Annotated in this window: 19 protein-coding genes; 1 reads left to right on the forward strand and 18 read right to left on the reverse strand. The window is 48.5% G+C overall.

The window, feature by feature from the left end:
- Positions 1-318: 318 nt before the first annotated feature.
- From F0220_RS17215 to F0220_RS17300, 18 genes are all read right to left on the reverse strand, one after another.
- Positions 319-837 (reverse strand): (2Fe-2S)-binding protein, encoded by a 519-nt coding sequence (locus F0220_RS17215; RefSeq protein ID WP_105599061.1) that lies wholly within the window; start codon positions 835-837, stop codon positions 319-321.
- On the reverse strand, positions 834-3,305 hold the full coding sequence (locus F0220_RS17220; RefSeq protein ID WP_105599062.1) for a molybdopterin cofactor-binding domain-containing protein: 2,472 nt from the start codon (positions 3,303-3,305) through the stop codon (positions 834-836). The genes F0220_RS17215 and F0220_RS17220 overlap by 4 nt, the downstream gene beginning before the upstream one ends.
- 32 nt (positions 3,306-3,337) lie before the next feature.
- Positions 3,338-4,252 (reverse strand): FAD binding domain-containing protein, encoded by a 915-nt coding sequence (locus F0220_RS17225; RefSeq protein WP_181155449.1) that lies wholly within the window; start codon positions 4,250-4,252, stop codon positions 3,338-3,340.
- Between the two features lie 272 nt (positions 4,253-4,524).
- Positions 4,525-5,184, reverse strand: a complete 660-nt coding sequence (locus F0220_RS17230; protein ID WP_181155450.1) for a nucleotidyltransferase family protein — start codon at positions 5,182-5,184, stop codon at positions 4,525-4,527.
- Positions 5,156-6,433: an XdhC family protein gene (locus F0220_RS17235; protein ID WP_105599065.1), complete on the reverse strand. Its 1,278-nt coding sequence runs from the start codon at positions 6,431-6,433 to the stop codon at positions 5,156-5,158. Before F0220_RS17235 ends, F0220_RS17230 begins: the two co-directional genes overlap by 29 nt.
- Positions 6,434-6,474: 41 nt before the next feature.
- Complete coding sequence (locus F0220_RS17240) at positions 6,475-7,797, reverse strand: 5'-deoxyadenosine deaminase (protein WP_091019519.1); 1,323 nt, start codon at positions 7,795-7,797, stop codon at positions 6,475-6,477.
- 95 nt (positions 7,798-7,892) lie between these two features.
- Positions 7,893-9,488 (reverse strand): gamma-glutamyltransferase, encoded by a 1,596-nt coding sequence (ggt, locus tag F0220_RS17245; protein WP_105599066.1) that lies wholly within the window; start codon positions 9,486-9,488, stop codon positions 7,893-7,895.
- A complete protein-coding gene (locus F0220_RS17250) occupies positions 9,482-10,723 on the reverse strand; it encodes a pyridoxal-phosphate-dependent aminotransferase family protein (RefSeq protein ID WP_105599067.1) in 1,242 nt (413 codons plus the stop codon). Before F0220_RS17250 ends, ggt begins: the two co-directional genes overlap by 7 nt.
- Before the next feature lie 6 nt (positions 10,724-10,729).
- On the reverse strand, positions 10,730-12,037 hold the full coding sequence (locus tag F0220_RS17255) for a Zn-dependent hydrolase (RefSeq protein WP_105599068.1): 1,308 nt from the start codon (positions 12,035-12,037) through the stop codon (positions 10,730-10,732).
- Positions 12,034-13,437, reverse strand: a complete 1,404-nt coding sequence (allB, locus tag F0220_RS17260) for an allantoinase AllB (protein WP_105599069.1) — start codon at positions 13,435-13,437, stop codon at positions 12,034-12,036. Before allB ends, F0220_RS17255 begins: the two co-directional genes overlap by 4 nt.
- A gap of 43 nt (positions 13,438-13,480) precedes the next feature.
- A complete protein-coding gene (gene uraH, locus F0220_RS17265) occupies positions 13,481-13,852 on the reverse strand; it encodes a hydroxyisourate hydrolase (protein WP_317451991.1) in 372 nt (123 codons plus the stop codon).
- A gap of 5 nt (positions 13,853-13,857) precedes the next feature.
- The gene (gene pucL / locus F0220_RS17270) at positions 13,858-15,363 is read right to left on the reverse strand and encodes a factor-independent urate hydroxylase (RefSeq protein ID WP_105599070.1); all 1,506 of its coding nucleotides are present in this window, start codon (positions 15,361-15,363) and stop codon (positions 13,858-13,860) included.
- 239 nt (positions 15,364-15,602) lie between these two features.
- Positions 15,603-17,225 carry a PucR family transcriptional regulator gene (locus F0220_RS17275; protein ID WP_091019529.1) on the reverse strand — a complete coding sequence of 541 codons (1,623 nt, stop codon included), beginning with the start codon at positions 17,223-17,225 and terminating at the stop codon, positions 15,603-15,605.
- A 428-nt stretch (positions 17,226-17,653) separates the two neighbouring features.
- Positions 17,654-20,398, reverse strand: coding sequence for a CHASE3 domain-containing protein (locus F0220_RS17280; protein WP_223199721.1), 2,745 nt, complete (start codon positions 20,396-20,398; stop codon positions 17,654-17,656).
- 178 nt (positions 20,399-20,576) lie between these two features.
- Positions 20,577-21,965: a class II fumarate hydratase gene (gene fumC / locus F0220_RS17285; RefSeq protein WP_105599071.1), complete on the reverse strand. Its 1,389-nt coding sequence runs from the start codon at positions 21,963-21,965 to the stop codon at positions 20,577-20,579.
- Between the two features lie 132 nt (positions 21,966-22,097).
- Positions 22,098-23,108 carry an aldose 1-epimerase gene (locus tag F0220_RS17290; protein ID WP_047843331.1) on the reverse strand — a complete coding sequence of 337 codons (1,011 nt, stop codon included), beginning with the start codon at positions 23,106-23,108 and terminating at the stop codon, positions 22,098-22,100.
- Positions 23,109-23,287: 179 nt separating this feature from the next.
- Complete coding sequence (locus F0220_RS17295) at positions 23,288-24,097, reverse strand: MBL fold metallo-hydrolase (protein ID WP_091019540.1); 810 nt, start codon at positions 24,095-24,097, stop codon at positions 23,288-23,290.
- A gap of 180 nt (positions 24,098-24,277) precedes the next feature.
- Complete coding sequence (locus F0220_RS17300; RefSeq protein ID WP_047843332.1) at positions 24,278-24,550, reverse strand: hypothetical protein; 273 nt, start codon at positions 24,548-24,550, stop codon at positions 24,278-24,280.
- A 235-nt stretch (positions 24,551-24,785) separates the two neighbouring features.
- Between F0220_RS17300 and F0220_RS17305 the strand changes: the two genes are divergently transcribed.
- The gene (locus F0220_RS17305) at positions 24,786-26,018 is read left to right on the forward strand and encodes an aminopeptidase (RefSeq protein WP_091019542.1); all 1,233 of its coding nucleotides are present in this window, start codon (positions 24,786-24,788) and stop codon (positions 26,016-26,018) included.
- Positions 26,019-26,101 lie beyond the last annotated feature (83 nt).

Genomic DNA, 26,101 nt, shown 5'->3' on the forward strand with positions numbered 1-26,101 from the left:
CGCTTTCATTGTAAACATAGCATGCACATCAATATTTGTAAATATATGGTGAATACGAATGTTGGTAATTCTTTTGTACCAGTACTTTGAGTGATATTTTTTCTTCATTCAACCCAAATTGATAAAAATCGAAAACGATTCATTATCTAACCAGAATCGGGCCTAAACCTCATCTCCCGTTATATGATTTCACTTGGGAAAACCTAAAAAACAAAAAAAGCATTCCTGGATCGAATGCTTTTTCAAAGAATGATTCTTCAATTCTCCTTGTTCTTGTTTTTATGCCTACGTCCTACGTCCTACGTCCTGCGCACCAACTCAACTAACGGTTTCCTGGGCAGACGTCTCCTTTGTCGCACAGCGTTCCCCTGCCTTGCGTACCGCCCGAATAATGCCACCATAGCCGGTACAACGACACAGATTCCCGCACAATCCCGTTTCAATCTGTTCTTGAGAAGGCTCAGGATGTGCATCCAGTAATGCCTTGGTTGAGATCACCATGCCCGGAGTGCAGTAGCCGCACTGGAAGCCACCTTCCTCCACAAAAGCCTGTTGAATCGGATGCAGAGTGCCTTTCTCATCCCCTTGCAGACCTTCAATCGTCATAATGTCACTTCCCTCACATTGATAAGCCATGATAAGACAGGAGTTCACAGGCTCTCCATCCATCAGAACCATACATGCGCCGCATCGACCGACTTCGCAGGATACTTTGGTACCCGTTAGTTGCAAATGAGTCCGTAGCACATCGACAAGCCGGGTCGTTTGCGCGATCTCCAGATGTTTCTGTTCGCCGTTCACAACGGCTGTCCAGTGACTCTCAAGTGGTTTACTCATGACGGGCTCACTCCTTCCTGCAAAGGTACATTTAAAGGTCTGACCAGTTGTTCCCTCGGTACAGGAAGACGGTTAACCCATACGCCTGTCGCCTGATGTATTGCGGCAGTAATGGCTGGCGCAAGCGCTACGGAACCAATCTCACCGATCCCCCTCGGTCCAAACGCATCACCTTCGGGTAAGTCTTCAATAGCTTCAACCTCCAGATTGGTATGAATATCCTGAATGGTTGGGATCATATACGTGTCAAGATTAGTGGTTACATAACGGCTGTCCTGCATGACCGCATCCTCGGTCAACGTGAATCCCAGCGCCATGACACTGCCGCCTTCAATCTGTCCGATATAGCCCATAGGGTTGATAACTGGACCTGCCGCAACAACATGGCGCGTATCCAGCAGCTTGGTTTCTCCGGTCAATGTATTTACTTCCACCTCTGCCGCAACCGCTGCATACGTATACAAATAATGCCCGCCTACCACGTTGTCTGGCGTAGTTGGGTAATCAAACTTTGTATCGAAAATCCATTCATCGGCTTCGCCCTGCGTTGCGAGTTCAGCATACGAAACCACAAAGCCTGATGAGACACTCTCTTTCACCAGGTGTTGAGATAAACCTAAATAACTTTCAGCAGTTTGATCACTTTCATTCCCTATAGCAGACGTTTGTTTTACGCCTTCCAGGGCCAATGTTACTTCCTTCTCACTCTTTCCTGTCCCTTGCACATCTGTTTCTACTTCTGAAGTTTCGGCAGGAAGCTGGCCTTTGCGCCATATTCCCCCAGGCCCTGTCACCAGTTCATCTGCCGGAACGCCGGACATTTCAGACGCGACATCGAGAACACGGGAACGAAATGGAATCTGCAAGCGTTGAAGAGCCATCCATGCCATCGTTGTTGAACGTGAAGCTGTGCTTGATCCGCTGTGTGGCACACGATCCGTATCTCCAATGATGATACTGAGATCCGATGTACTGCATTGGAATAGATCACATAACATAATTTCCAGCGTTGCAACGAGCCCCTGACCAAATTCCTCGTAGCTGAACGCCACCTCAATCTTGCCTTCGTTATTCAGGGACAGACGGCCTCCTGCAGGATCTGGAATGCCATAACCCAGCCCTGCACCGTGCATGGCGATGGCCGCTCCGACACCTCGTTTGATCCACGGCGGCAGAGTAGGATCTGCGGGGGAACTCTGATGTTTTTGCCACAGTTCGGAGCGATCCAATGCCTCCCATACTTGGGACAGTCCATCCGTGACCAGAATGCGTTGATTCAGCGGTCCAGGATCATTTTTTTCCCTCATATTACGCCTGCGGAACTCCCAAGGGTCCATGTTCATGATTGCTGCAAGCCGATCCATCTGGCCTTCCATGGCAAAAATCGCCTGGTTCCCACCAAATCCGCGAAACTCACCCGACAATCCATTATTCGTATACACAGACACACCTTCCACATCCACATTCGGAATGGCGTATGGTCCAAGGCAATGTTCGGTACAGAAGTTCAGCACGGGTGCACCCAGGGTGGCATACGCTCCCGTATCTGCTGTAATACGGACACGATGCGCTTGTATGATACCTTCTCGACTCATACCGGTCTGCATTTCAATCTTCATTGGGTGCCGTTTCAGCCCTGCACGCACGGATTCTTTACGTGAATTATGCATTTTCACAGGACGTCCGCATCTCAAGGCCAGCAGTGCACCATAAGGCTGTACGTTGAGTTCATCTTTTCCGCCAAATGAACCACCAATCGGTGAAGACACCACGCGAATATCTTCTTCAGGACAGCCAATAATGCGCGCAAGCTGCATCCGATCCTTATAACCGTGTTGCGTTGCCGCAAATACATTCAGCCTACCCTCTTCATCCGGGACAAACAGGCCACCTTCTGTCTCCATGTACGCATGCATCTGGCGAGGCGTATAATACGTCTCTGTCACGATATGATCACACGTGGCAAAAGCTTGCTCGGCGTCTCCACGTTTGATCTCCGTCCGATGCAGCACATTACCTGGACCATGCTCATGCAGCTCTGGTGCGCCGGGAGCCAATGCAGCGTCTGTGCTATTCAGCGGAGTGAATTCCTCATACTCTACGCGAATCGCATCCAGCGCAAGTGCCGCACGTTCCGGGGAATCCGCAGCAACCGCTACAATGGCATCCCCAACATAACGGACAATATCCTCGCAGAACACGGGCTGATCCGGGGTTGCTATGCCAAAACGATTCAGACCAGGTACATCTTTGGAGGTCAGAACCGCATAGACACCTTCCAACGCCTCAGCTTCCGAAGTATCTATAGACAATATGCGAGCATACGGATATTCGCTTCGCAATACTCTGCCATGAATCATGTCAGGTAGCGTCATATCCGTCAGATATTGAAGCTGACCTGTTACTTTGGGTGCCCCATCTGGCCGCAGGTGCCAGCGTTTCCCGCTCTGTTTCCGATTCAGCAGCATAATCCTCTCCCCCTTTGCTTGATCCCTTTTATCTATACGTGAAGTGCCTCCCATAGCCCGGCGCCCAGCAGGTTGCCTGCGGTCTGTTTACGATAATGTTCCGTTGCAAATGCATCGCCATAAGTCGTAAATTCGTCAGTCACAGCTGTTGTAAGAGTCGCCGCTTGCATGACAGAAGCTTCGCTGTTAAGAAGCTGTTGTTCTGACTCCAGAAGTCTCATTGCCATGCCTGAGCCCCCGCCTGCAGCAATCGCAATCTTAGTCCAGCGATGATCCGAATCAATTTCACCGTATAACGCAACCGTCACCAGCGATGCACTGAACGTCTCCCGTCGACCCAACTTGCGGTAAAAGGAAACTTCTCGTGCAGCAGGCTTGTGCCCACTGTCCACATCAAGCAGAGAGGACGGTCTCATCGGGATATGAATCGAGATTAATACGTCCCCTGGGTTACGCCTGCCATCCGGTCCACCCTGAAGCCAGGAAGACACACTGCGGATTTCAATTCCGCTATCCGTCAACCAGTGCAGCTCCGCATCATATACAAGCAAAGCAGTCAGTGTATCCCCTACTCCGGACACAATATTCCCGCCAATGGTTGCCACATTACGAATGGAAGGGGCAGCAATTCCATTCACCGCTTCTTGCAGGATCGGCAGTTGATACAGCAACCCTTGTGAAGCACATTCCTTTAATCGGGTCATTGCGCCAATGACGATCTCATCTCCACGATTAGATATCCCTCTCATTTCAGGAACACGAGCCAGGCTTATCATGTGTTCAGGTGCAGGAATCAAGCCTCCTTCCCACTGGGTTCGCAGCAATGTTCCGCCTGCCGTGAAACAACATATCCCCTTGAGTCTACTTCTTAACGTTTGGAGTTCTTGCAGGTTCTCAGGCTGCCATACCGATGGCAATGCTCCAGAACCGTATGCCGGTGTTACCATCGCCGCATCCCCTTTCTCTCTCTTCCATGGGCAGGACATTCAACCGTCTGATCCAGATAATTCTTCAAATCATATGAGAGTTAAGCAGCAACGTCAATTACCTTCACATCGTTTTGGATAAATGTATAAAACCTGTGTTCTATTTGTGCTTGATGCATTATGATCTATCAAAAGCTAACATGAAGTTTCTTTCACCACACGTGAAAAAAAGACAAACAGGCCAACCAGACTGCCTGGCTGACCTCATCATGTAATTAAATTATACATAGTCATTAATCTTCTCCTGTTATATAGTCTGCCTGCCCCGATTCATATACATGATTCAAAATGCGTTCCAATTCCGGTTCTGTATCCGCGTCCCAGAAACTCGTCTCAGACAGTGGTACATGTACTCCTGAATAATTAGCGCTGCGCATAATCTTGCGTGCCCCCTCATCTCCATGCAGAGACAACAGAGGACCGAACATATGGGAGCGAAAAGCAACGGGCGGCTTGCCACCCTCACCGTCGGTAGCTGCCACATAGTCACACAATTTGTGAGTCGCCAGTGCTGTAGTCACCCGATTAATATCCTTCGCTTTTAATAGAGGCTGATCACCCAGCAACATGAGAATGCCCTCCGGTTTGTACTCCATGGCCGACAACACGCCAGAATGAAGAGAATTCGCCATGCCGCAGGCATAGTCTGCACAGACAACAATTCGAAGTCTCGCTGTGGGATGATAGGCATAAGTGGCAGAATCAATCCATTTTACAGGCAGCCATGCCAACGAATCTTCCGGTTTGACCACACAGACCACTTGATCCAGCTCCGAATTCAGCGCAGCTTCCAGTGACCATGCAGCCAGTGACCTCCCGTCTGGCATGACAACCGAGAGTTTATCCCGACCAAGGCGACAACTCTTACCTGCTGCCAGAACTATGCCCGTCATTCGCATGTGCAACGCTTCCCTTCTGCCCCACCTCGGAACTCAAGGAAGAAACCTTATGTTTACATGCGATCAATTCCGCTGCAATGCTGATGGCGATCTGTTCGGGACCGTCCGCCCCGATGCTCAAACCAACGGGAGAATGTACATATTTCAACGGTGGTAAACCATCCAGCAGACGGGCTGTTCGTGTTTTGGAACCCATGATCCCAAGATACGCATACTCACAGTCCACTAACATCTCCAACAGTTCACGTTCGCGGGGGAAATTGTGACTCATCAATATCAAATAATCCCCTTTGGTTACCTTTAACAGAGGCATGATCTCACATGGGAAACCCAGTACGAGTTCGGTTTCAGGGAATCGTTCCGAAGTGCATAAGGACTCTCGCCAATCGGCTACCACTACACGGAATCCTGCGGACCGGGCGAGTCTGGCAACAGGAATAACATCATTTCCGGCTCCGATGATAATCAGGCGAGGTTTGGGTGTGTACTGTGAAGTAAGTTGCTGCGGGAGATCCCAGGGATTCGTTGAAATCGCATCGTTAGTCGGTATATCAGCCTCAGAGATATGTTGTGAATCACCGGACGGAGTGGTAGAGTGAGATCCGTTTGACGTAGCAGGTACCCTTTCAGGCACAAGCGTAAGGCGAGGTATATCGCGAGAATGTTGTGTTAATGCCGTATGTTCATGCTTGATATTCCCACTGCTGTGTTGTACATCAACCTGCAATGAAGTTAGATTATAATATGCCACACGATCATGAGGGGGGACGAGCGAAGGACGCAAGACTGGCTGGTGCCCTTTTTCCGTAGGCTCAATCCGTTTCCATCCATATTGAACCCTTGTGTAATCATCTTGGAACGTTCGGGTTAACGCTGTTGCAGCGCCGGATTGCAAACACTCATGCATCTTCTGCAACGTAGATCGGAGTTCACCACACACTGGTTCAAGCAACACAACAACGAGTCCGCCGCAGCCAATCGTCTCCCCCCAGGACAGATCATCCTCGGGACGCATGTCGTACTCCGCGAATTCCATCTGGTTTGTATCCAGCACATGGCTCACCCGGGCCTGAAGATCACTCTCCAGGCATCCCGGACTGATACTGCCATACATTTGGCCCTCCTCGGTCAACAGCATAGAGACTCCCTGCTTACGGTAAGCATGACCCTCTACCTTGATCGCTGTTGCGAGCACACAGCGCATTTCACGGGCTGCGATTGTACACAGATCATGCATTTCCATATCGGTCTCCATCCTTTCTAAATTGCATACGTTTCCTTCGATCAGATGCGCTTCATCAATCTCGCAATGCTTTTATCCGACTCACGCAGCACAATACCACGATCAATTGTCTGAATCTTGCGATTCTTTAGTACAATGCTGCCATCGATAATTACGGTGTCCACACAACTACGTGTTGCGGAATAGACCACGCGTGAATAGACATCCGTCTCATAAGAAGGGTACGTGTGAAAATCATCCAGATCCAGCAGTAACATATCTGCCTTTTTGCCCACTTCGAGACTGCCAATTTCCTTCGACAAGCCGAGCACCTCCGCACCACCCATGGTAGCCATGCGCAATACGGTCCGGGCATCCATCACCGTTGGACCATGAGGAATCTTCTGCATCAGCGCTGTGAGGCGCATCTCCTGAAACATATCCAGATTGTTGTTACACGCCGCACCATCAGCCCCGATCCCAACCGCGATCTGACGATTCAGCAGATCCGGAATATCCGCTACTCCGGAGGAAAGCTTCATATTCGATCCAGGACAGTGAGTGACTTTGACTCCGCGCTTGCGGATGATCTCTTTCTCTTCCTCACTCAGCCATACACAGTGGGCCAGCACCAATCTTGGGGTAGCCAGACCAATATGATCGAGGTATACGATGTTACGCATTCCGCGTTCGTGTTCTACCAGTTCGATCTCTCCGCGATTCTCGGAGGCATGGGTGTGGACTTTGACATGATATTTATTGGACAGGTCGCGGACCTCTATCAGCAATTCTTCGGTACACGATACAACAAAGCGTGGACAGAACGCATATTGAATGCGACCTCCGCCAAACCCGTTCCATTTCTCCAGCAGATCCACACTCTGTTGCAGCGAAGTTGCTGTATTCTCACGCAGAGGTTCCGGAACCTCGTCTCCATGATCCATCATCACCTTGCCGGAGATGACCCGGATGCCGCTCTGTGCCATCGCCTGAAACGCCGAGTCCGTGTGATGTACCGTCTCCATATCCAGAATCGTCGTGGTTCCGCTGGAGATCAATTCGCCAAGTCCGAGCATTGCTGAATAATACACGGACTCCTCATCATGCGCTGCTTCCAGCGGCCAGATCCGTTGACGGAGCCAATCCATCAGTTCCAGATCGTCTGCACGTCCACGGAACAAGGTTTGACACAGATGAATATGCGTCTGGATGAAGCCCGGTAGCAGCACTTTGCCGCGAGCATCAATGACCTGGTCAGCCTGAACATCGATATGCGTTGCAATCTCCTTGATTTTGTTATCCTCGATCAACAGATCTCCAATGAACACTTCTTCTTCTGCATTCATCGTCACAAGCTGTGCGCCTTTCAGCAGGATTGTTCCCATGCCAATCTCCCCTATCTGTGTCTGTCTATATAGTACAACTCATACATACTTACACTTGCACTCCGATGACAGACTAACCTTCCGATCGCTGTCTGTTACCATCCAATAGCTATACCATCGCCTCTGGGGTCTGCCGCGCCACTAATCATGCCGTCCTCACGAATGACAATGCCTTGCGACTGTCCCATAATACCGTCCCAAGGTGCTCTCGCTTCAACGTTATGTCCCCACTGGGCAAGGGTTGCACATACATCATCATGATATCGGTTCTCCACACGCATCGTATCGCCTTCTTCGCCCCAGGTACGTCCGTACACCCAACGCGGCAAGCTGATTGCTTCCTGAATGTTCAGCCCGTAATCAAGCACTCCGGTAAGTACCGATAATTGTGTCTGCGGCTGGCCTTCTCCCCCCTGTGTACCCACGAGCATATATGGTTTGCCATCTCGTGTAACAAGGCCCGGCATGAGCGTGTGGAATGAGCGTTTGTTGGGTTCCAGAACGTTGGCATCCCTCGGGTCTAAGGAGAAAAACGACCCCCGGTTCTGCATGATAACCCCCGTATCCCCTGGGACATAGGCTGCACCGAAGTCAAAATACAGGCTTTGAATGAAGGAAACGGCATTGCCTTCGCTATCAACAACCGCTGCATACGCCGTGTCCTGACCTATCGTTTTGGACAAAAACGGCTGTGCCACAGGTGGAGCAGACTGAATCTCATTCCACAATTGGTCTCCGTAATCCTTGGATAACAGATGTTCCAGCGGAATGTCTCTGAAATCCGGGTCCGTCAGATATTGGTCACGATCACGAAACGCCTTTTTTACCACTTCCGCCATCAGATGATAAAATTCCGGTGAGGTACGTGCTACAGAGGACAGATCCGTATGCTCCAGCATATTTAACATCATCAGCATCGAGAATCCCTGCGAGTTTGGCGGCATCTGATAAACTTCATAGCCACGATACCCCGTACTGACCGGTTTCACCCACTCTCCACGATGCCCTGCAAAGTCCGCTGGTGCAAGCATGCCCCCATCCTCACGAATAGCCGAAGTCAGACGATCCGCAAGTTCTCCTGTATAAAAAGTATCTCGCCCTTCCGTCTGAATCAGACGAATGGAGGCAGCAAGATCAGGCTGGATCAGCAGCTCACCTTCCTGCAAAAGTGTACCCAAAGGCGCAAATACCGCTCGCAGCGGTGTATGCCCCATGATGAAATCTTCATCCCTTTCCATCCACAGTCGGAGATTCCGGGATACAGGGCATCCTTTTTCTGCATACTGCGCAGCAGGTTCAAGCAGTTGCTCCCACGGTAACTTACCGTACCGGGACCAAACTTCCCACCAGGCATCGACCATTCCCGGAACCGTGATGGCACTAAGTACACCGCGCTGAGGAATAGCACTCATACCCATCGCTTTGAACGTTTCCGCATGAATGCCCGCGGCTGAGCGGCCACTTCCGTTATAGGCGGTAATCTCACCGCTGGCTCCATCATGAATCAGGAAGAAGGCATCCCCGCCAAGTCCGGTCATATGCGGATATACCACACCCAGCGCTGCACTGACCGCAACAGCAGCGTCATAAGCATTCCCGCCCTGCTGGAGGATGGAGCTTCCCACTGCACTCGCCAGATAATGAGGAGTAGTAACCATGACCTCTCTGGAGATTGGCATCTGATTTAACATAAAGCGCCCTCCTTCCCTGCATACACATCCAATGCCGCCTGCACTGCTTCACCGGCTGGTAATACGTAACGATGACGGAGAAGAACAGCTTCCAGCGCTCCCAGCACATGAAGTACATTCTTGCGTTGGCAGCTGAATCCCATGGTACCGATCCGCCAGATTTGCCCTTTCAACGGGCCAAATGAACTGGCAATCTCAATGCTGAAATCGTTTAGCAACATGCTGCGCACCGACTCACCATCAATCCCTTCCGGAATAGTAATACAGGTGACCACCGGAAGTTTACTGGACATATCCCCGTACAGTTGCAGTCCCATTCCCTGTATTCCAGCGACCAACGCACGTTCATTCACCAGATGTCTCTGGAACCTGGCCTCCAATCCTTCTTGCAGCAGAATACGTAATCCTTCGTGAAGACCGTAGAGCATGGAGGTGGCTTCTGTATGGTGGTTCAGCCTGGCCGAACTCCAGTAATCCTGCAATTGGCTCAGGTCAAAATAATTGCTGGCAATGGTGCGGCCTTCTGCCCGCGCACTGGTTGCGTCTCGGAGTCCGCGTTCAACGGTTTTGCGGCTCATCAGCTTCTGTTCCACACGACTGTTGTACGTGAGAGGTGCCATCCCTGAAGGAACGGACAGGCATTTCTGCGTTCCGCCCATCACCGCATCCAGATACCAGGCATCCGTCTCCACCGGCGTCCCGCCAATGGTTGCTACAGCATCCACAACGAGTAAAATATCAAGGTCGCGACAGGCTTTGCCAATCTCGGCAAGGGGCTGCATCTGACCGGTGGAAGTCTCACCATGAACCATCGCAACCAGACTCGGTTTATGGGCATGGATCGCCTTGATCACCTCTTCCGGATCAAATACCGTTCCCCATTCCGTTTCAAAAAAAACGACCTCTGCACCACAGCGTTCCGAGATTTCAACCAGCAGATGTCCGAATCGTCCGTAGATCGGGACGAGAACTTTGTCACCGGGCTGGATCAGACTGACCAACACAGCTTCAATGCCTGAACGCGATGTGCCATCGACTGGATAACACCACTCGCTATCTGTCATATATAACTCACGCAGCATCGCCATCGTCTCGTTCATCAAGGACGTGAACTCCGGGTCAAACTGCCCGAGGATCGGAAAGGATAATGCTCTGAGTACGCGTGGATCAACCTCAACGGGGCCCGGGGTCATAATGGTCCGCAAGGACGGAGATAACTCTTTATAGTTGGACATCTGCATTCAACTCCCGTAACCGTATTTATAGAGTAGCCGGACCAGAACCCGAAAACCGTGCAGCAGGTCAGCTTCAGCTGTATATTCAAGTGGATTATGACTGATACCGTCCTGACTCGGCACAAAAATCATGGCTGTCGGACAAGCTGGCTGAAAAATCTGCGAATCATGTCCCGCACCACTTGGCATTAGCCAATAGGACAACTGCTCCTGCTCACAGGTATCTTGGATGTCTGAGATCATCTGCGCGTTCATGGGAATGGGTGTGACGGATAGATGCTCTTCCCAATCCAATCCGAGCTGCTGCTCGGCTGCGATACGACTAAATGCCTGGAGCATATCCTGCCAGCAGCGATCAATACTCTCCTGCCGGATATGGCGGATATCCAGTGAAAACACCGCCCGTGCTGCAACCACATTCCCAACACCCGGATCGGCTGTGATTCGCCCAACCGTGGCTACCAGCGGTTCTCCTGCTTCCAATGCGACATTCCTTACGGCAGTAATCATCTCAGCTGCTCCAGCAAGTGCATCTTTGCGCCAGGACATTGGCGTTGTTCCGGCGTGATTTGCTTCTCCGCTGACGGTGATACTGAAACGCTTCTGACCTACAATATCGGATACAACGCCAATCGAATGTCCGAGACGTTCCAGAACCTGACCTTGCTCAATGTGAAGCTCAATAAAGGCACCATATTTTTTTGCGGCCGGTCTATATGCACTATCGGGTCCAAAGCCCGCATCGCGGATCGCTTGTGCAAAGGTAACGCCGTCTTGATCCTTCAGATGCTCTACATCTTGCAGAGACGTTATTCCTGTTATACTGCGTGAACCCCAATATGCAAAAGGGAATCGACTTCCCTCTTCTTCGCATAACGATACCACTTGAAGTGTGCGCTTCGGTGCTCCAAAATGCTTCTGCAAATACTCCAAAGCAAGGACACCCCCCACCACACCGTAAGCACCATCATATTTGCCACCATACACCACAGTATCCATATGTGATCCGGTCACGATCGGTAATTCTTCAGCACCATTCGCTGATCCCTCACCCTCGCCCTTCAGTGTGCCATACAGATTACCGGACTGGTCGAATTCGGGAGAAAGTCCTTTCTCCTGCATCTTGGCTGCGAGGGCATGCTGTGCTTCACACCAAGACGAGTCATACAACAGTCGTGTGACGCCGCCCTGTGCATCCGCACCATATGTCGACAGCCAGTCAAGCATGGCTTGCAGCTCCACCTGTTCCACATTTAGCAAAGGAAGCTGTGCGTTATTGGTACCGGATGACCGGTATACTCCAGACTCCGTCATGGCGTCTCCTCCGTTCCCGCTTCGATGGGAATAGAAGAATAAGCCGCAATGTGTTGCCCGACAGGCACAGGAGATAACCCGGATTCCGAGTTGTAGACGCGCTGACCACGGCAAAATACATCTGCAATCTGACACTTAAAGGTACGTCCCACATAAGGGCTCTGTTTATGCGTGTAGAGCAGATCTTCCGTGTTCAGGGTCGCGCTCTTACCCCAGTCAATCAGAACCAGATCTGCATCCATGCCAATTGCAATCTCCCCTTTATTCTCCAGACCAAGCCTTCTGGCAGGCTGCAGAGAGAGCACTCTTCCGAGCAACGGAAGGTCGATATTTCGCTGAAGATGTCCTTCCTCCAGCATGATTAGCAGTGTGCTTTGTGCCCCGGATATGCCGCCCCAGATTTCAAAGAAGTTATCCGATTGTTTCATGGATGGTGGGCAAGGAGAATGGTCTGAGGCGATAACATCAATCAATCCTGAAGTCAGTGCATCCCATAACTGCTCCTGTTCGGAAGAGCTGCGCAGAGGTGGAGCGCATTTTGCTACAGCACCCAATCGGACCACATCCTTCTCGGTCAGCGTCAGATAATGAGGACATGTCTCTGAAGTTACGTTTTGCCCACGCCGTTTGGCTGCTGCAATCAGATCCAGCGCTTCCCGGGTGCTGATATGCACAAAATGCAGCGCACACCCGGTCTGTTCGCCGTATTTCAACGCTCGGGCAACAGCGACGACTTCAGCTTCCACAGGACGAGACCGGATATAATCCATCGGTTCCGTCTTTCCCTCTGCGATGCTTCTCGTAGCAAGTTCGGCAACGATGCCTTCGTCCTCTGCATGAAGTGCCAGCACACGGTTTAATGTTGCAAGTTCTTTCATCCCGTCCAGCAGGGTATGGTCATCAGCTCTGGCAAAGATGTCCTCCCCATCTCCACCCGGCTCGGACATAAATGCCTTGAATCCCGCAGCCCCCAGCCGTGCCAGTGGAGCAAGTTCATCCCGGTTGCCGGGAACCAAACCTCCCCAGAAAGCAAAATCAACATACGATTGGTCTGCGGCTGCTTTCATTTTCATCTCCCATGCTTCCGGCCTTGTGGTTGGCGGTACGCCGTTAAGCGGCATATCAACATAGGTCGTGATTCCCCCTGCGGCAAGGGCTGCCGAACCCGATCGGAACCCCTCCCAACTGGCGAGTCCGGGTTCATTGAAGTGTACATGAATGTCCACGACACCCGGCATCACTGTAAGCCCCTCAGCTTCTATGATGCAAGTTGCTTCAGCAGCGGTCAGCCGAGTGGACAGTTCCGTAATTTTCTCACCCGTAATGCCAATATCCAGTTGCTCTACCCGATCTTTCAACACCACCCGGGCCCCCCGGATGATGGTATCAAACGTTGTCATGTGGATGACCCTCCCCCTGAATCCGAACCGGATGCGTGAATTCTCAGCTTCCCCGGTATGTACTGTAACCTCCTGGAGCAATCAATAATGGAATATGGTAATGGCTTGAGGCATCAGATACGGCAAAACGAATCGGAACAATTGTCCATAATGCCTGCCCCAGCTCCTCCAATGAACGATGTGCGTAATAACTCTCGACATGGAATTGAAGCTCATATATCGCTGGCTCCAACTTGCCTCCATCCAGCAGCGGTGCATCCAAACGCCCATCCGCATTGGTCACCGACTCAGCTACTTTTGTCTTGTTTTCCTGTTCTCCATCCCTCTTCAGGGTATACAGTTCGATCCGAACACCCGCAGCAGGCACACCTTTGGAGGTATCCAGCACATGTGTTGTAATTCGGCCATCAGACATCGACATTAGACGTCACCTTCTTTCCCGGCGTCACGGCCGTCTGTTTCCAGATCATCCCTTGTCATCGAGAAACCCTGGAATCCATAAGGTGGTCTCGGTTCGGTAAATACTTTGCCTTCTCCCTCTTTCACTTCCTCCAGCACTGTTTCCCAAGTCCGATTGTTGGATTCAAATGAAACTTCACTCAGTTGCTCAAATCGACTTAACAACCTTCGTCCAATCTGGTAGATCAGATGTTGAATGGAAGCGGATCGACACTCATGAAACACCGCAGCAGCCAAATCTCTGACCTGTTCCGCCGCTACATACCGTCCACGCTGATCATCCATGCCATCTCTCGGATCTTCATAACGCCAATTGATGTTCAGGAAAATAAATAACGGCCGATCCCATGTCTCTGGAAGAGTGGTATATTCATCCTGCATAAATCCGGCAAATTCACTGCCTTTGACCTTGATCAGTCTCAGATCGGCTACACCACTGAAATGGTTGCTTAATTCGATCGAGTCTCCTGTTCGTTCTGCTTCCACGGCAGCTGTCGCACGATCATTCTGTGAATAACGAAATACGAGCGTACTCGGTCGATAACTTCCTTCCAATCCAATGGGTATATCTTCAAAAGGGATCTGGTCCGCTGTCATCTGAACCTTGCTCATCTGCGGATACGTCTCCAGGAAACGACGGCTTACCAGCGCAAGAAATCCTTCCACCGTTGCCCCTGTATAATCCGCTGCATGTTTGAGAATGAAATTTTTCATTGAATCGGTTGCGACCACCAGCGAATTATCCCCTTCTGCAAAAGAAGGCAAGAATTCATCACCCTGCACAGCGACCTTAATGTTTAATCCAAACAGAATATTGCTGCGTCCCATGAACGGCGATTCCGGAATGGACTGTATGCCCGTCAACGGTTTGGCGTAGGAACGGTACATCCACACATCCCCTTTGCCGTAATACATGGTCCGCTGCTGCACTGCGGCTGGCTTGCTGACGAACTCATGTTCATGACCGATCTGTGCAAGCCATTGCTCCAAACGTATGCCTGCAATCTTGAATACTTCCTTCAATGCAGTCTCGAATTCCTCTTCCCTTCCTCGGCGATGACGTTGCCTCATGGATTCGAGGATGGAGCTTGCGGTATGGCCTTTTACAGCCAGTATGAATGAAAAGCCGAATTGGCTTGTATATGCTTTGTTTAATTGTTGAAGTTCGTTGTACTGCTCTTGTGAGAGTGAATCAAGCCCTGCTCCAGCTTGTTCCTGAACGGAATTGCTGCTCATGCTGATTCGCGCTCCAAGATCCGGGTGATTTCGAAGCAACTGCAACTTCACCTGGTCATCCGATGCCTGAACCACATTCTTCATCACTTTCATCATCTGTTCAAATGAATCGAAAGGTCGTAAAAGCCCGGAACGTTCAGCCACCCATGGTGATTCCTCAAATAAGCCGCCAAACGTATGCACGAACTGCGTGATAGACCAGTTGTTAACAAGTTTAATTAAGTCGCTCATGTTAGAACCTCCGGTCTGTTGTGGATTATTGTTCTTCATTCTAAGTGTCGTTCAATGTCGCGACAACAATATTTACGCAATTTTGTAATATAACATAACATCAGAGTTGTGATTTGTTTGCTATGCACGGGAAGTTCAGCTTTTATTGTCCTTAAACATGAAAAAACCGCATTCCATCAAGGGAATGCGGTTCATGGGTCTGAGACCCAGTAGCATTGTCATCTTGCACAATGCGCGGTTTAGAGTTGCACATTGTGCGGTCTTGCAGCTGCTTTGTCCCGCACAAACTTGCGGAAGGTGAATACCAGCTTTAATTTCAGCAGATCATTTGTTTTCTTAAAGTCCATTTGCAGCAAGCTGCCGACTTTCTCCATACGATAAGTGACTGTGTTACGATGCACAAACAGCTGCTTGGCAGCTTCATTGATCAGTCCATCATTCTCAATAAAGGACTCCAATGTATTCATCAATACCTGATTGGGATCACCATCCCTGGCAAGTAACGGTTCAAGTACTTTATTGCAGTAATTCTCCATGATGTTATCCGGTACATGTTGGAACACATAGGCAAATTCGAGCATTTCAAATTGCAACGCACGGTCTTTCATGCCGAATCGACGAGCCAGTTGTCGGGTATCCAGACATTCCTGATACGCTTCACGGAGCGATTTGGGTTCGTGTTTCATTTTGCTGATCCAGAAACGCGGAGCCGGTGCGCCTTTTGCTTCTTGTGCTGCCAGCACATCACCGAACCGGTTCAACAGAAAACCTGACAGTTCCTCTCCATAGTCTCTCCCTGTTGGACAGGTATAGATGGACAGAATGCCATCTTCAATCTGAAAATGCTGTGAGGCCGTGAATTGCATCAGCGGATTGTATTGTAATTCACGATGAATCTGTTTAAGCAGCTTTCCCTCGGCAAAGAGAGTCGGCTCAAGCGTGATCAGTACGCACTGATACGTTCCCTGGAACAGATGTACACCTTTGTTTTCACTCAAGGTGGTCAATTCCTGAATAGTCATTTTGTTATCCAAATACTGTGAAAGCAGCGTACGCATCTCATCTTGAACGGTCGGATTAATATGCTCGCGATAAGTCATATCCATATAAAATGCCAATACATCGGCAGCCTGTTGGAACAGCTCCTCCTCTGCCCGAAGCGATAAGGCTGAATCGGTAAACACCAGCAACGATCCGTATTCTTCATCATTTTGCTTGATCGGTACGCGATGACAACTACCCTGATTCCATTTCACTCGGTGCATGACCGATTTCCATGGCCAGCCCTGGGTTACAGCATCTCCTGCAATGCCTTCACTACCATAAAGCACATGCCCACGAGAACCAATGACGGCAAGCGGATAGTTCAGCACCGTGGCAAGTTCGGCAAACACATTCCGATGTGGCTGTTGTTGCAGTGCAAACTGCATTAATTTTTTCTGTTTCTGCACAACCTCATGCAGCAATCGGTTGCTACGTTCATGTTCAGCCTTGAACAAGGCATTCATCTGGTCCGAGAAAGTGAATTGAAAGGGGAGCTCAAGCAATGGTAACCGAAGCCGATCAGCTTCCTCGACAATACCTTGGGGAATGGACTGCCAGAAACGTCCCAGTTTGATGCCGAGTCCTGCACAGCCGCGTTCATTCAAACGTCGCATCAAACGTAGTGCATCCGTCTCACTGTCTTTCATAATAAAAGCGGTAGTGAACAACATTTCTCCGGATTTGATCCAATCCGCGATATCAGGAGCGTCCATGACATTAACGGATTTCATCATCCGTGAAGTCCCTTCTCCACCCGCAACCAGTTTGGCCTCGGACAACGGGTATACCTGTAAAGCCTCTTTAACCGTAAGTTGCATGGACACTACCTCCCATATATCTAACACAATATAATCTCATTCTGATTAACGAAACTAATTTTTGTATAATTTTTCTAGTTAAATCCATATTCATGTGTTTAATTTTTTATTTGTTGTTAAGTATTATAACATCAAATTTCTAAATAAAGCTCACACGACAAAAAAATAAAACCTATGACCTAATTACAGCGCACTTTCCTGTAATCGGCATAGGTTTTATTAAAATTATTATGATCCACATAAGTTGAAGTAATCCATTTACACGATAACGGAGAGGGCAGAAAAAACCTGAAAAAGCGAAGCGCTCGCCTTTATCCCCGGATTTTCCCCTTTAAAAAAGGGAATCGAAAAAATCTGGGGATAACAGCGATTGGAGGGTTGTTCTGTCATCGTAGTGTCAGTGTAAATAACTTTTAGTTCAACTACGATCAGATTTCCATGGTTTCGTGATTCATCCATAATTTCATACGGGATAATACATCTTTGATATTCAGTGGTTTGCTGAGATAGTCCGAAGCACCTGCTGCAATACATTTCTCCCGATCCTCTTTCATGGCCTTGGCTGTCAGCGCAATAATCGGAAGCTGAGTCAGACCAAGTCGTTCACGGATCTGGCGAGTTGTCTCATAACCATCCAGTTCCGGCATCATAATATCCATCATGATGATATCAGGCTTGACGCCTCCACGCTCCAACAATTCCAGACACTCGTACCCGTTCTGGGCTGAAATGACATTCATACCGTATTGCTCAAGAGCGTTAGCCAGCGCATATACATTTCGTATATCATCATCAACGACAAGTACTTGGCGTCCGCTGAGCAACGCTTCTTCCAGAGGTGTCAATAAAACATCCGATTGTTCGGAAGTTATTGAAGGAAGCTTATTGACCTGAGGTGTAGTGGTAGCCACCTCATTCAGGAACAACCGCGATGCATTCATAGTCTCAGGTTCATCTCTTCGCAGTGGCAGGAACAGCGTGAACACACTGCCATGTCCTTCACGACTTGTTGCCGAGATTGAACCACCCAGCAAAGTCGCAAGCGATTGAGAGATCGACAGCCCAAGTCCCGTTCCGCCATATTTACGTGCCGTAGCCCCATCCGCCTGTTTGAATGCATCAAAGATCTGCAGAAGTTTGTTTTCCGCAATGCCAATCCCTGTATCACTGACGGAGAAAGCAATCACGTCGGTCTCTTGGTCTTTCAATTCAGGATGAGCCAGACTCATTTTGGAGATGGTTAAGGCAACTTCACCCTCACTCGTGAACTTGAATGCGTTCGAAAGCAGATTTCGGAGAATCTGGTGCAATCTCATCTCATCCGTCACGATGGTTTCCGGTAAAGGACTTTGGAGCTGAATCCGGAAATCTATTTTTTTCTGTTCCGCTGTTTTCAGGAAATACTGGTTCATGACTTCAGGTAGACTACCCAGATAGACATCATCAAAATCCACTTCCATCTGTCCGGCTTCCACCTTGGATAAATCCAGAATATCATTGATCAGATTCAGCAAGTCCTTACCAGACTTGTGTATGACCGAAGCATAGTTCTGCTCTTCACTATTCAAGTGTTGGTTTTTATTTTCAGACAATATTTCCGACAAAATCAACATGCTGTTAAGCGGTGTCCGCAATTCATGGGACATGTTCGCCAAGAATTCGGATTTGTACCCCGAGCTTGTTCGTAACTGATCTGCCACAACTGCAAGTTCATCGGCTGATGTCTCAGCAGCGCTCTTCTGTATTTCCAAGCGTTCATTAAGCATATGAAGTTCTTCGGTCTGCATTTGTAGTTCCTCAGTTTGAGACAGCATTTCTTCGGTCTGAGACTGAAGTTTCTCCGATTGTGCCTGTAATTCTTCATTCAGAACTTGTGACTCATCATATAACTGCTGTAATTTCATGCGAGTGACAGTCGAGTGTAAAGAAACACCAAAAATGTCCGTCAGTTCTTGCATCAGCCTCATATCATTCTCTTGCAATGGCTTCATTGAAGCAAGCTCAATGACCGCAATCGTTCTGCCTTCGAAGAGGACCGGTACTACGGTAAGTGATGTGGCAGATGTATATCCGAGACCCGAAGAGATTCGAATATAGTTCTGTGGCAAATCATTCATACGTAAAACTCGCTTCTCCACAGCACTTTGACCTACCAGCCCCTCACCCGGGGCAAGCGACACTTTACCGAGCGAACGTTCTTTCTCTCCATCCGCAGCATATGCAGCCACGCGCAGCAGTCGATTGTCTTTCCAGTAATATAAGACGCTATAGGGAACTTCAAACAACATGGCAAGCTCGCTCAGGAACAAGCGTGACAATCCCTCCAGATTGGTCGGGTTCTGTAAGAGTGTCGCAATGCCTGTGATCTGGTCCTTGACCCGATTCTGTTCCTGTACTTCATCCAGTAATTTGTTGGTTTCGTGACCCAGGTCCCCCACTTCATCATGTGTCCGCACCTGAATTCGCTGCTTCAGGTTTCCACCTTTGGAGATATCACTGATGGTTTGCATAACATCTCGCAACGTTTTGACGATATTTCCTGATATCACAATCGCAGCTGCAATGGATAACGCTGCAATAATCCCCCACAGCGTATACATAATCGTCAACAGCGTGGAGCTGCGTCTGGCAAGTTCACTAACCCTCGCCTCGGTCAGCGCGATCTCTGTGTTACGGAAGGTTGTAAGTTGAGAGCGCAGTAGATCAATTTCTGTTTTACCCGGATCAGATTGAAAGAATGCAACAACTTTGGCTTGGTCCCCTTGCTTTTTCAACTCCACCAACGGCTCCCCAGCAATCTCGATCCAGCGCGTAATATGAGCTTTGATGCTTTGCAGACTCTGCTGCTGCGAAGGATTGTCACTAATGAGAGCATTCAACTGATCATAGTTGGAACTCCACTGGGATAGGCCTTGGGAATAAGGCTCCAAGTAACTTTCATTGCCTGTAATCATGAATCCACGCTGTCCTGTCTCCATGTTCAAGACATTTTTTTCAATCGCGTTGGTCAGATTATGTACTTCCAGATCATGATGAGAGATAAAATCATTTTCCTTCTGTAACACATTAATTTGGGCCGTAAGCACTAGCAGAACAACTCCAAATAAAAGCACAACCACAAGATAGCCCAATAGAATTTTGGAGCGTATCGTAAATCTTCTCGTTTTAGACAACGCGGAAACCTCCAAATATATACGAATCCCATTCAATTATATTAAAACTGGTGCATATGTAGTTTATATGGATACGTATAGTCTGACAAGCTTTAAGTTCATCGGTAAGCATAAGAAAAACGACCTGCTTGTGCAGGTCGTCCTCTTCAGTGATCTATATTGCTCATTTGGGCTGATTTTAGGCCTTTGGAGCGATCATTTTGGCCGGATCGACATATTGATCAAATTGCTCTTCGGTAAGCAGGCCCGTTTGTAACGTCGCCTGTTTCAAAGACAAGCCTTCTTTATGCGCAAGCTTCGCAATTTTGGCTGCATTCTCATAACCAATATGCGGGTTGAGCGCTGTAACCAGCATCAGCGAATTGTTCAGATTATGTTTAATCTGATCCAGGTTAGGCTCAATGCCTACGGCACACTTGTCATTAAACGCAATAATGGAGTCCGCCAGCAGTTGTACGGATTGCAAGAAGTTATAGATGATAACCGGTTTGAATACATTCAGTTCAAAATTACCCTGACTTGCCGCGAAACCAATCGCTGCATCATTACCCATGACCTGCGTAACCACCATAGTAATGGCCTCGCTCTGAGTTGGGTTGACTTTACCCGGCATAATGGAGCTGCCTGGCTCATTCTCAGGAATACGGATCTCGCCCAGTCCACTACGAGGACCACTGGCCAACCAGCGGACATCATTGGCAATTTTCATCAAATCAGCTGCAAGCGCTTTAACGGCACCGTGCGCATACACAACTTCATCATGACTTGTAAGTGCGTGGAATTTGTTTGGTGCAGATACAAAATCTTTCCCCGTATGTTTGCCAATCTCCTTGGCAGTGAAATCCCCAAAATCCGGATGAGCATTAATGCCCGTTCCGACAGCTGTACCGCCAATTGCAAGCTCCTTCAGATACTGTACACTTTCACGGATCATACGCTCACTCTTGCCCAGCATGGCTTCCCAACCACTGATCTCCTGGCCAAGCGTAATTGGTGTTGCATCCTGGAGGTGAGTACGTCCAATCTTGATAATATCCTTGAATGCCTCCGACTTGTCTGCAAAAGTGGCTTTTAATACCGCAATGGCAGGCAAGAGTTGATCCTCAACAGCCAGAACACCTGCGACATGCAGAGCCGTTGGGAATGTATCGTTGGAGCTCTGGGACATGTTCACGTCATCATTTGGATGCAGACGCTCTTCCTTACCCTTTTGCTCCAGCAGTTGGTTCCCCAGATTGGCAATCACTTCGTTCACGTTCATATTGGATTGTGTTCCACTTCCCGTCTGCCATACTACCAGTGGGAAATGGTCATCAATTCGGCCTGCAATAATCTCGTCTGCTGCATAAGCAATAGCATCGGACTTAGCCGCAGATAATTTACCTAATTTATGGTTACTTGCCGCAGCACTTTTTTTCAAAATGGCAAGGGCACGGATAACTTCCATCGGCATATGTTCACTGCCAATCGGGAAATTCTCCTTGCTGCGCTGCGTCTGAGCTCCCCACAGCCTGTCGGCTGGTACTTTCATTTCGCCTAACGTATCTCTCTCAATGCGGTATTCCACTTGCTTGTCCTCCTCCAAAAAGATGGTTTGGGTCTCTACAAAGCTTGTGTATCTCGTCATATTATACATGATTTACGAGCAGGTTTTCACCTTTTCGACAAAATTGTAAGCGCAGCGCAAAATGAGCGTGAATTATTTTTGTGACGCAATTGGATACAATCGGCTGCTCTGTTCGAATAGTTCACCTGGTTCCAAACCGATCAATCCGATTTCTTCTGCAGGTATGCCTTCAACATTAGGAGCGTTAACCAGGTTCATCTGTGGTTCAGGACAGAAGAATTCGCCACCCATGTTATTGTTCCAGATCATCCAGTGCTTGTAGGAGGTACCCACATCGTATACCAGTTTGTCTCCAGTACGGTGATCCGTAAGTTCCATATAGTTACGTCCATTCTGCGGCTCCGCAGTGTAATGATTATCCATGGCAGCAAAGAACGGACTAACCCCGTCTTTTTTCAATTGTTCTTCCTCAGGTGTAAGCGGTTGAAATTGTCCTGTTGGCAGAGAACGCTCATTCAATTCACGACGTTGTCCAATCGTAACTTTGGCCGTGTAATCCGAGGCCTGACTGTCCGGTGCAAAAGGTACAGCAATCGCCGTGTGGAATGCAAACAAATTCGGCATATATTCAGTCCCGTTGTTGCGGACGATCAATTGTTGCTGAAGTCCTTGGCTACTCAAAGAGTAACGGAGCGTCACTGTGAACGTAAACGGCAGGTACTGATGGAATGTATGCCCTTCTTTCACGTCCTGGCTAAGCAACACATAACTCTCCAGCTGATCCGAACCGTATCCCTCAACCTTCCACTCGGCATCATGCAAAAATCCATGCAAATGGTTACCTGTAGCCGGTTCGTTCACAGGCAACTGATAAACTTTACCATTCCAGGGGAAACGTCCATCCTCATAACGGTTTGGTGGAGAAAGAATCGGAATTCCATAGACCGCAGGTGCAGCCATAAATTCATCCATCTGATCCTGATTCGGCTCTCTCAAGTAACGGAAACCCTTTTCTGTATCACGAAAAGCAACGAGGTTGGCACCCACGCTAGGAATAACTGCCGCTTCAAACTGATTAAAACGAAGCCAAACGGCCGGAATCCCTCCAAATTGTTCTTCAAATGCTGCATTTTGCTGTGTCATCGTTATATGTACCTCCTGCATACTAAGGTTATATTATACGGCTCGACTATATCATGCCCGAGCGCAAAATACCAATCTATGATAGAGAACAAATTCATAATAGAAAAACAAAAAAGACAGGAAAAAGACAGCTGCAATACGTTACGGCTGTCTCTGCTGTCTTTCATATGATGGTTCAATTAATCCACATATTTTCCTTGATCCGGCACAGTGCTCTCTTCAAAGTCCAGATCAAGCCGCTTCAAGGATGCACTCAGCATATCTCCGCTCAAGGCATGCCCATGCCCGGTAATCGCAAGTTTCGGTTCCAGATGCCTTATATGCTGGACAGATTGATGAGCAGCCTGCCAATCGGTTGTGAAATAAGATGGTGGGCCATGCAACTGTTTGTCCTGAAGCAACACACTCCACAGCGACTCCTGCTTCACTGTGATGATTGCGTCTCCCGCAATTAACAAACGGTCTGCTTCCCGAAACAGCGACACATGTCCAGGCGTATGACCTGGCGTGTGCACCCATTCCCATCCTGAGACGCCTGGAACGGAATGATCTTTGGGTAAACTGAATATCCGATCATCCAGATTGATTGCCTCATTGGGATAAGCGAATGACAACCTGGACATCAAACCTCCACCTACAGAAGGGTCCGCTGGCGGGTAATCTTTTAATCCCGTTAAATACGGAATTTCAAGCGGATGAGCATACACTGGCACACCCCAGAATTGTTCCAGTTCAATAACGGTCCCTACATGGTCGAAGTGACCATGCGTCAATATGATTGCAGACGGCGGACCTTGAAATCGTTCTGTTGCAACCTGAACAATATGATCTGTGAACCTCGCCATTCCGGTGTCCACGAGGACCCAGTTCCTGCTTCCTGGCTCTCCGATGAACACGACATTCACGAATAGTGTACGTAGACTGAGAATATCGGGCGCGACTTCTTCAAGTCCCGTCAACCCTTCTGTAATCAGATTGTCAGATGCCATTCACGGTTACCTCCCATTAGGCGGATTGTCTCTCTGGTTCCATTCATCTCGTAGACTTCCCTTTTCTGGATCATCTATTCAACATTTCCAATAAAATAGACGGTATACACCCTGTTTCGGGCATACACCGTCTAGTATAGTCATCGACACAACACAATAGAACAAGAACATCTCGGCTAGTTAAGCCGGAAATGCCTCCAAAGCAGCATCGAGCAATTGATTGTACAGATCGTCATCATTTTCAAGCAACTCGTCCATACGCAGTAACTCTTCTTCATCACCGGATTGCTCCGTGAAATGCAAGCTATAGTCCCAATCTTTTCCGTTCTTGCTCATGAAGGTAATCTCATATACTGACTTTTCGCCTTCTGTGCGGTAAACGGTATTTCCCACGTATCCTTTTTCACCTTCACGGCGCATTTCAGCACTTATAATTTCAATATTCACAATCATTCTCTCCTTTAATCTTTCATCTACAGGCGGTCTCCAACATTTCTGGTAAACCTAGTTTGGTAATTATTATTGGTTAATTGTACAATATATAACGTAGCAACGTATACCTTATTCAATGAAGGAACCATTCTGAGTCCTTACATAGTTGTAATGAGGATTATAAATACGTGTTTGACCAACATCTATAATAGCCAACAAGCTACGATATTATTATCACATTGGAGGAAAAAATAGCATGAATACTTTTGAAACGAATCTTCAGCAATATGCTGAACTGGCTGTACAAGTCGGTGTCAATGTCCATCCAGGACAGACACTCGTGGTAAACGCTCCAATCTCGGCAGCACATTTTGTACGACTGATTGTCAAAGCAGCTTACGGTAAAGGTGCGAAATTGGTCAAAGTAAACTGGAGCGATGAAACCGTTACACGTCTTCATTACGATCTTGCACCTGATGAAGCCTTCTCCATTGAACCGAAATGGTTTGCAGCTGAAATGACTGAACTCGTTGAAGAAGGTGCCGCTATTCTGCACGTCATCGCTGAAAATCCTGATCTGCTGAACGGTGTAGCTCAGGAACGGATTGTTACCAGCCAAAAAGTGCGCGGCAAAGCGCTCGAAAAATATCGTTCTTATCAGATGGCTGACAAATTCAGCTGGTCTATCGTAGCCGTTCCTTCTCCGGAATGGGCAGCTAAAGTGTTCCCGGATCTTCCAGAAGCACAACAAGTCGATCGCCTGTGGGACGTCATTTTCAAAACCGTACGGATCGGTGAGCAGGATGCTGTTGCCGAATGGAAAACCCATTTGCAAAACCTAGATTCCCGTGCTGATCTGCTGAACAACAAGAAATACAAGAAGCTTCACTATACAGCTCCAGGCACAGACTTGACCATTGAACTTCCAGAAGGCCATATCTGGGTATCCGGTGGAAGTGTGAATGAGCAAGGACATGTCTTTATTGCCAATATGCCTACGGAAGAAGTATTCACGGCTCCGCTGAAAACGGGTGTTAACGGTGTAGTTCGCAGCACGAAACCACTGAGCTATGGCGGCAACCTGATTGACGGATTCTCCCTTACATTTGAGAACGGTCGAATCGTAGATTACACCGCTGAACAAGGACTGGATGCACTCAAAAACCTAATCGAGATGGATGAAGGTGCACACTATCTGGGTGAGGTAGCCCTCGTTCCACATCAGTCACCAATTTCAGATACCAATATTTTGTTCTATAATACTTTGTTTGATGAAAATGCCTCCAACCATTTGGCGATTGGTAATGCCTATGCCTTCTGTCTGGAAGGTGGTAAAACGATGTCCAAAGAAGAATTGATTGAACGTGGCATGAACTCCAGTCTCACTCATGTTGACTTCATGATTGGATCCGGAGAAATGAACATCCACGGTGTGACCTCCGAAGGTGCGGAAGAGCCGATCTTCCTGCAAGGAAACTGGGCATTTTAATCCCGTTTGATGTGATTTAGGAGAGAGGAGATTACTCCTCTCTTTTCCTGCGTCAACAGGTCAAAATTCAACAATTGGAGGGA

The organism is Paenibacillus sp. 37 (assembly GCF_008386395.1).
Taxonomy (GTDB): Bacteria; Bacillota; Bacilli; order Paenibacillales; family Paenibacillaceae; genus Paenibacillus; species Paenibacillus amylolyticus_B.

Excerpts from the sequence above, each read along its gene's own strand:
- F0220_RS17225 (WP_181155449.1), bottom strand. The coding sequence starts at position 4,252 with ATGGTAACACCGGCATACGGTTCTGGAGCATTGCCATCGGTATGGCAG.
- ggt (WP_105599066.1), bottom strand. The coding sequence starts at position 9,488 with ATGTTAAATCAGATGCCAATCTCCAGAGAGGTCATGGTTACTACTCCT.
- F0220_RS17300 (WP_047843332.1), bottom strand. The coding sequence starts at position 24,550 with ATGATTGTGAATATTGAAATTATAAGTGCTGAAATGCGCCGTGAAGGT.
- F0220_RS17305 (WP_091019542.1), top strand. The coding sequence starts at position 24,786 with ATGAATACTTTTGAAACGAATCTTCAGCAATATGCTGAACTGGCTGTA.
- F0220_RS17290 (WP_047843331.1), bottom strand. The coding sequence starts at position 23,108 with ATGACACAGCAAAATGCAGCATTTGAAGAACAATTTGGAGGGATTCCG.
- F0220_RS17230 (WP_181155450.1), bottom strand. The coding sequence starts at position 5,184 with ATGACGGGCATAGTTCTGGCAGCAGGTAAGAGTTGTCGCCTTGGTCGG.
- F0220_RS17250 (WP_105599067.1), bottom strand. The coding sequence starts at position 10,723 with ATGTCCAACTATAAAGAGTTATCTCCGTCCTTGCGGACCATTATGACC.
- uraH (WP_317451991.1), bottom strand. The coding sequence starts at position 13,852 with ATGTCTGATGGCCGAATTACAACACATGTGCTGGATACCTCCAAAGGT.
- allB (WP_105599069.1), bottom strand. The coding sequence starts at position 13,437 with ATGACAACGTTTGATACCATCATCCGGGGGGCCCGGGTGGTGTTGAAA.
- F0220_RS17215 (WP_105599061.1), bottom strand. The coding sequence starts at position 837 with ATGAGTAAACCACTTGAGAGTCACTGGACAGCCGTTGTGAACGGCGAA.
- F0220_RS17255 (WP_105599068.1), bottom strand. The coding sequence starts at position 12,037 with ATGACGGAGTCTGGAGTATACCGGTCATCCGGTACCAATAACGCACAG.
- F0220_RS17220 (WP_105599062.1), bottom strand. The coding sequence starts at position 3,305 with ATGCTGCTGAATCGGAAACAGAGCGGGAAACGCTGGCACCTGCGGCCA.
- pucL (WP_105599070.1), bottom strand. The coding sequence starts at position 15,363 with ATGAGCGACTTAATTAAACTTGTTAACAACTGGTCTATCACGCAGTTC.
- F0220_RS17240 (WP_091019519.1), bottom strand. The coding sequence starts at position 7,797 with ATGGGAACAATCCTGCTGAAAGGCGCACAGCTTGTGACGATGAATGCA.
- F0220_RS17275 (WP_091019529.1), bottom strand. The coding sequence starts at position 17,225 with ATGCAACTTACGGTTAAAGAGGCTTTACAGGTATACCCGTTGTCCGAG.
- F0220_RS17295 (WP_091019540.1), bottom strand. The coding sequence starts at position 24,097 with ATGGCATCTGACAATCTGATTACAGAAGGGTTGACGGGACTTGAAGAA.
- F0220_RS17235 (WP_105599065.1), bottom strand. The coding sequence starts at position 6,433 with ATGGAAATGCATGATCTGTGTACAATCGCAGCCCGTGAAATGCGCTGT.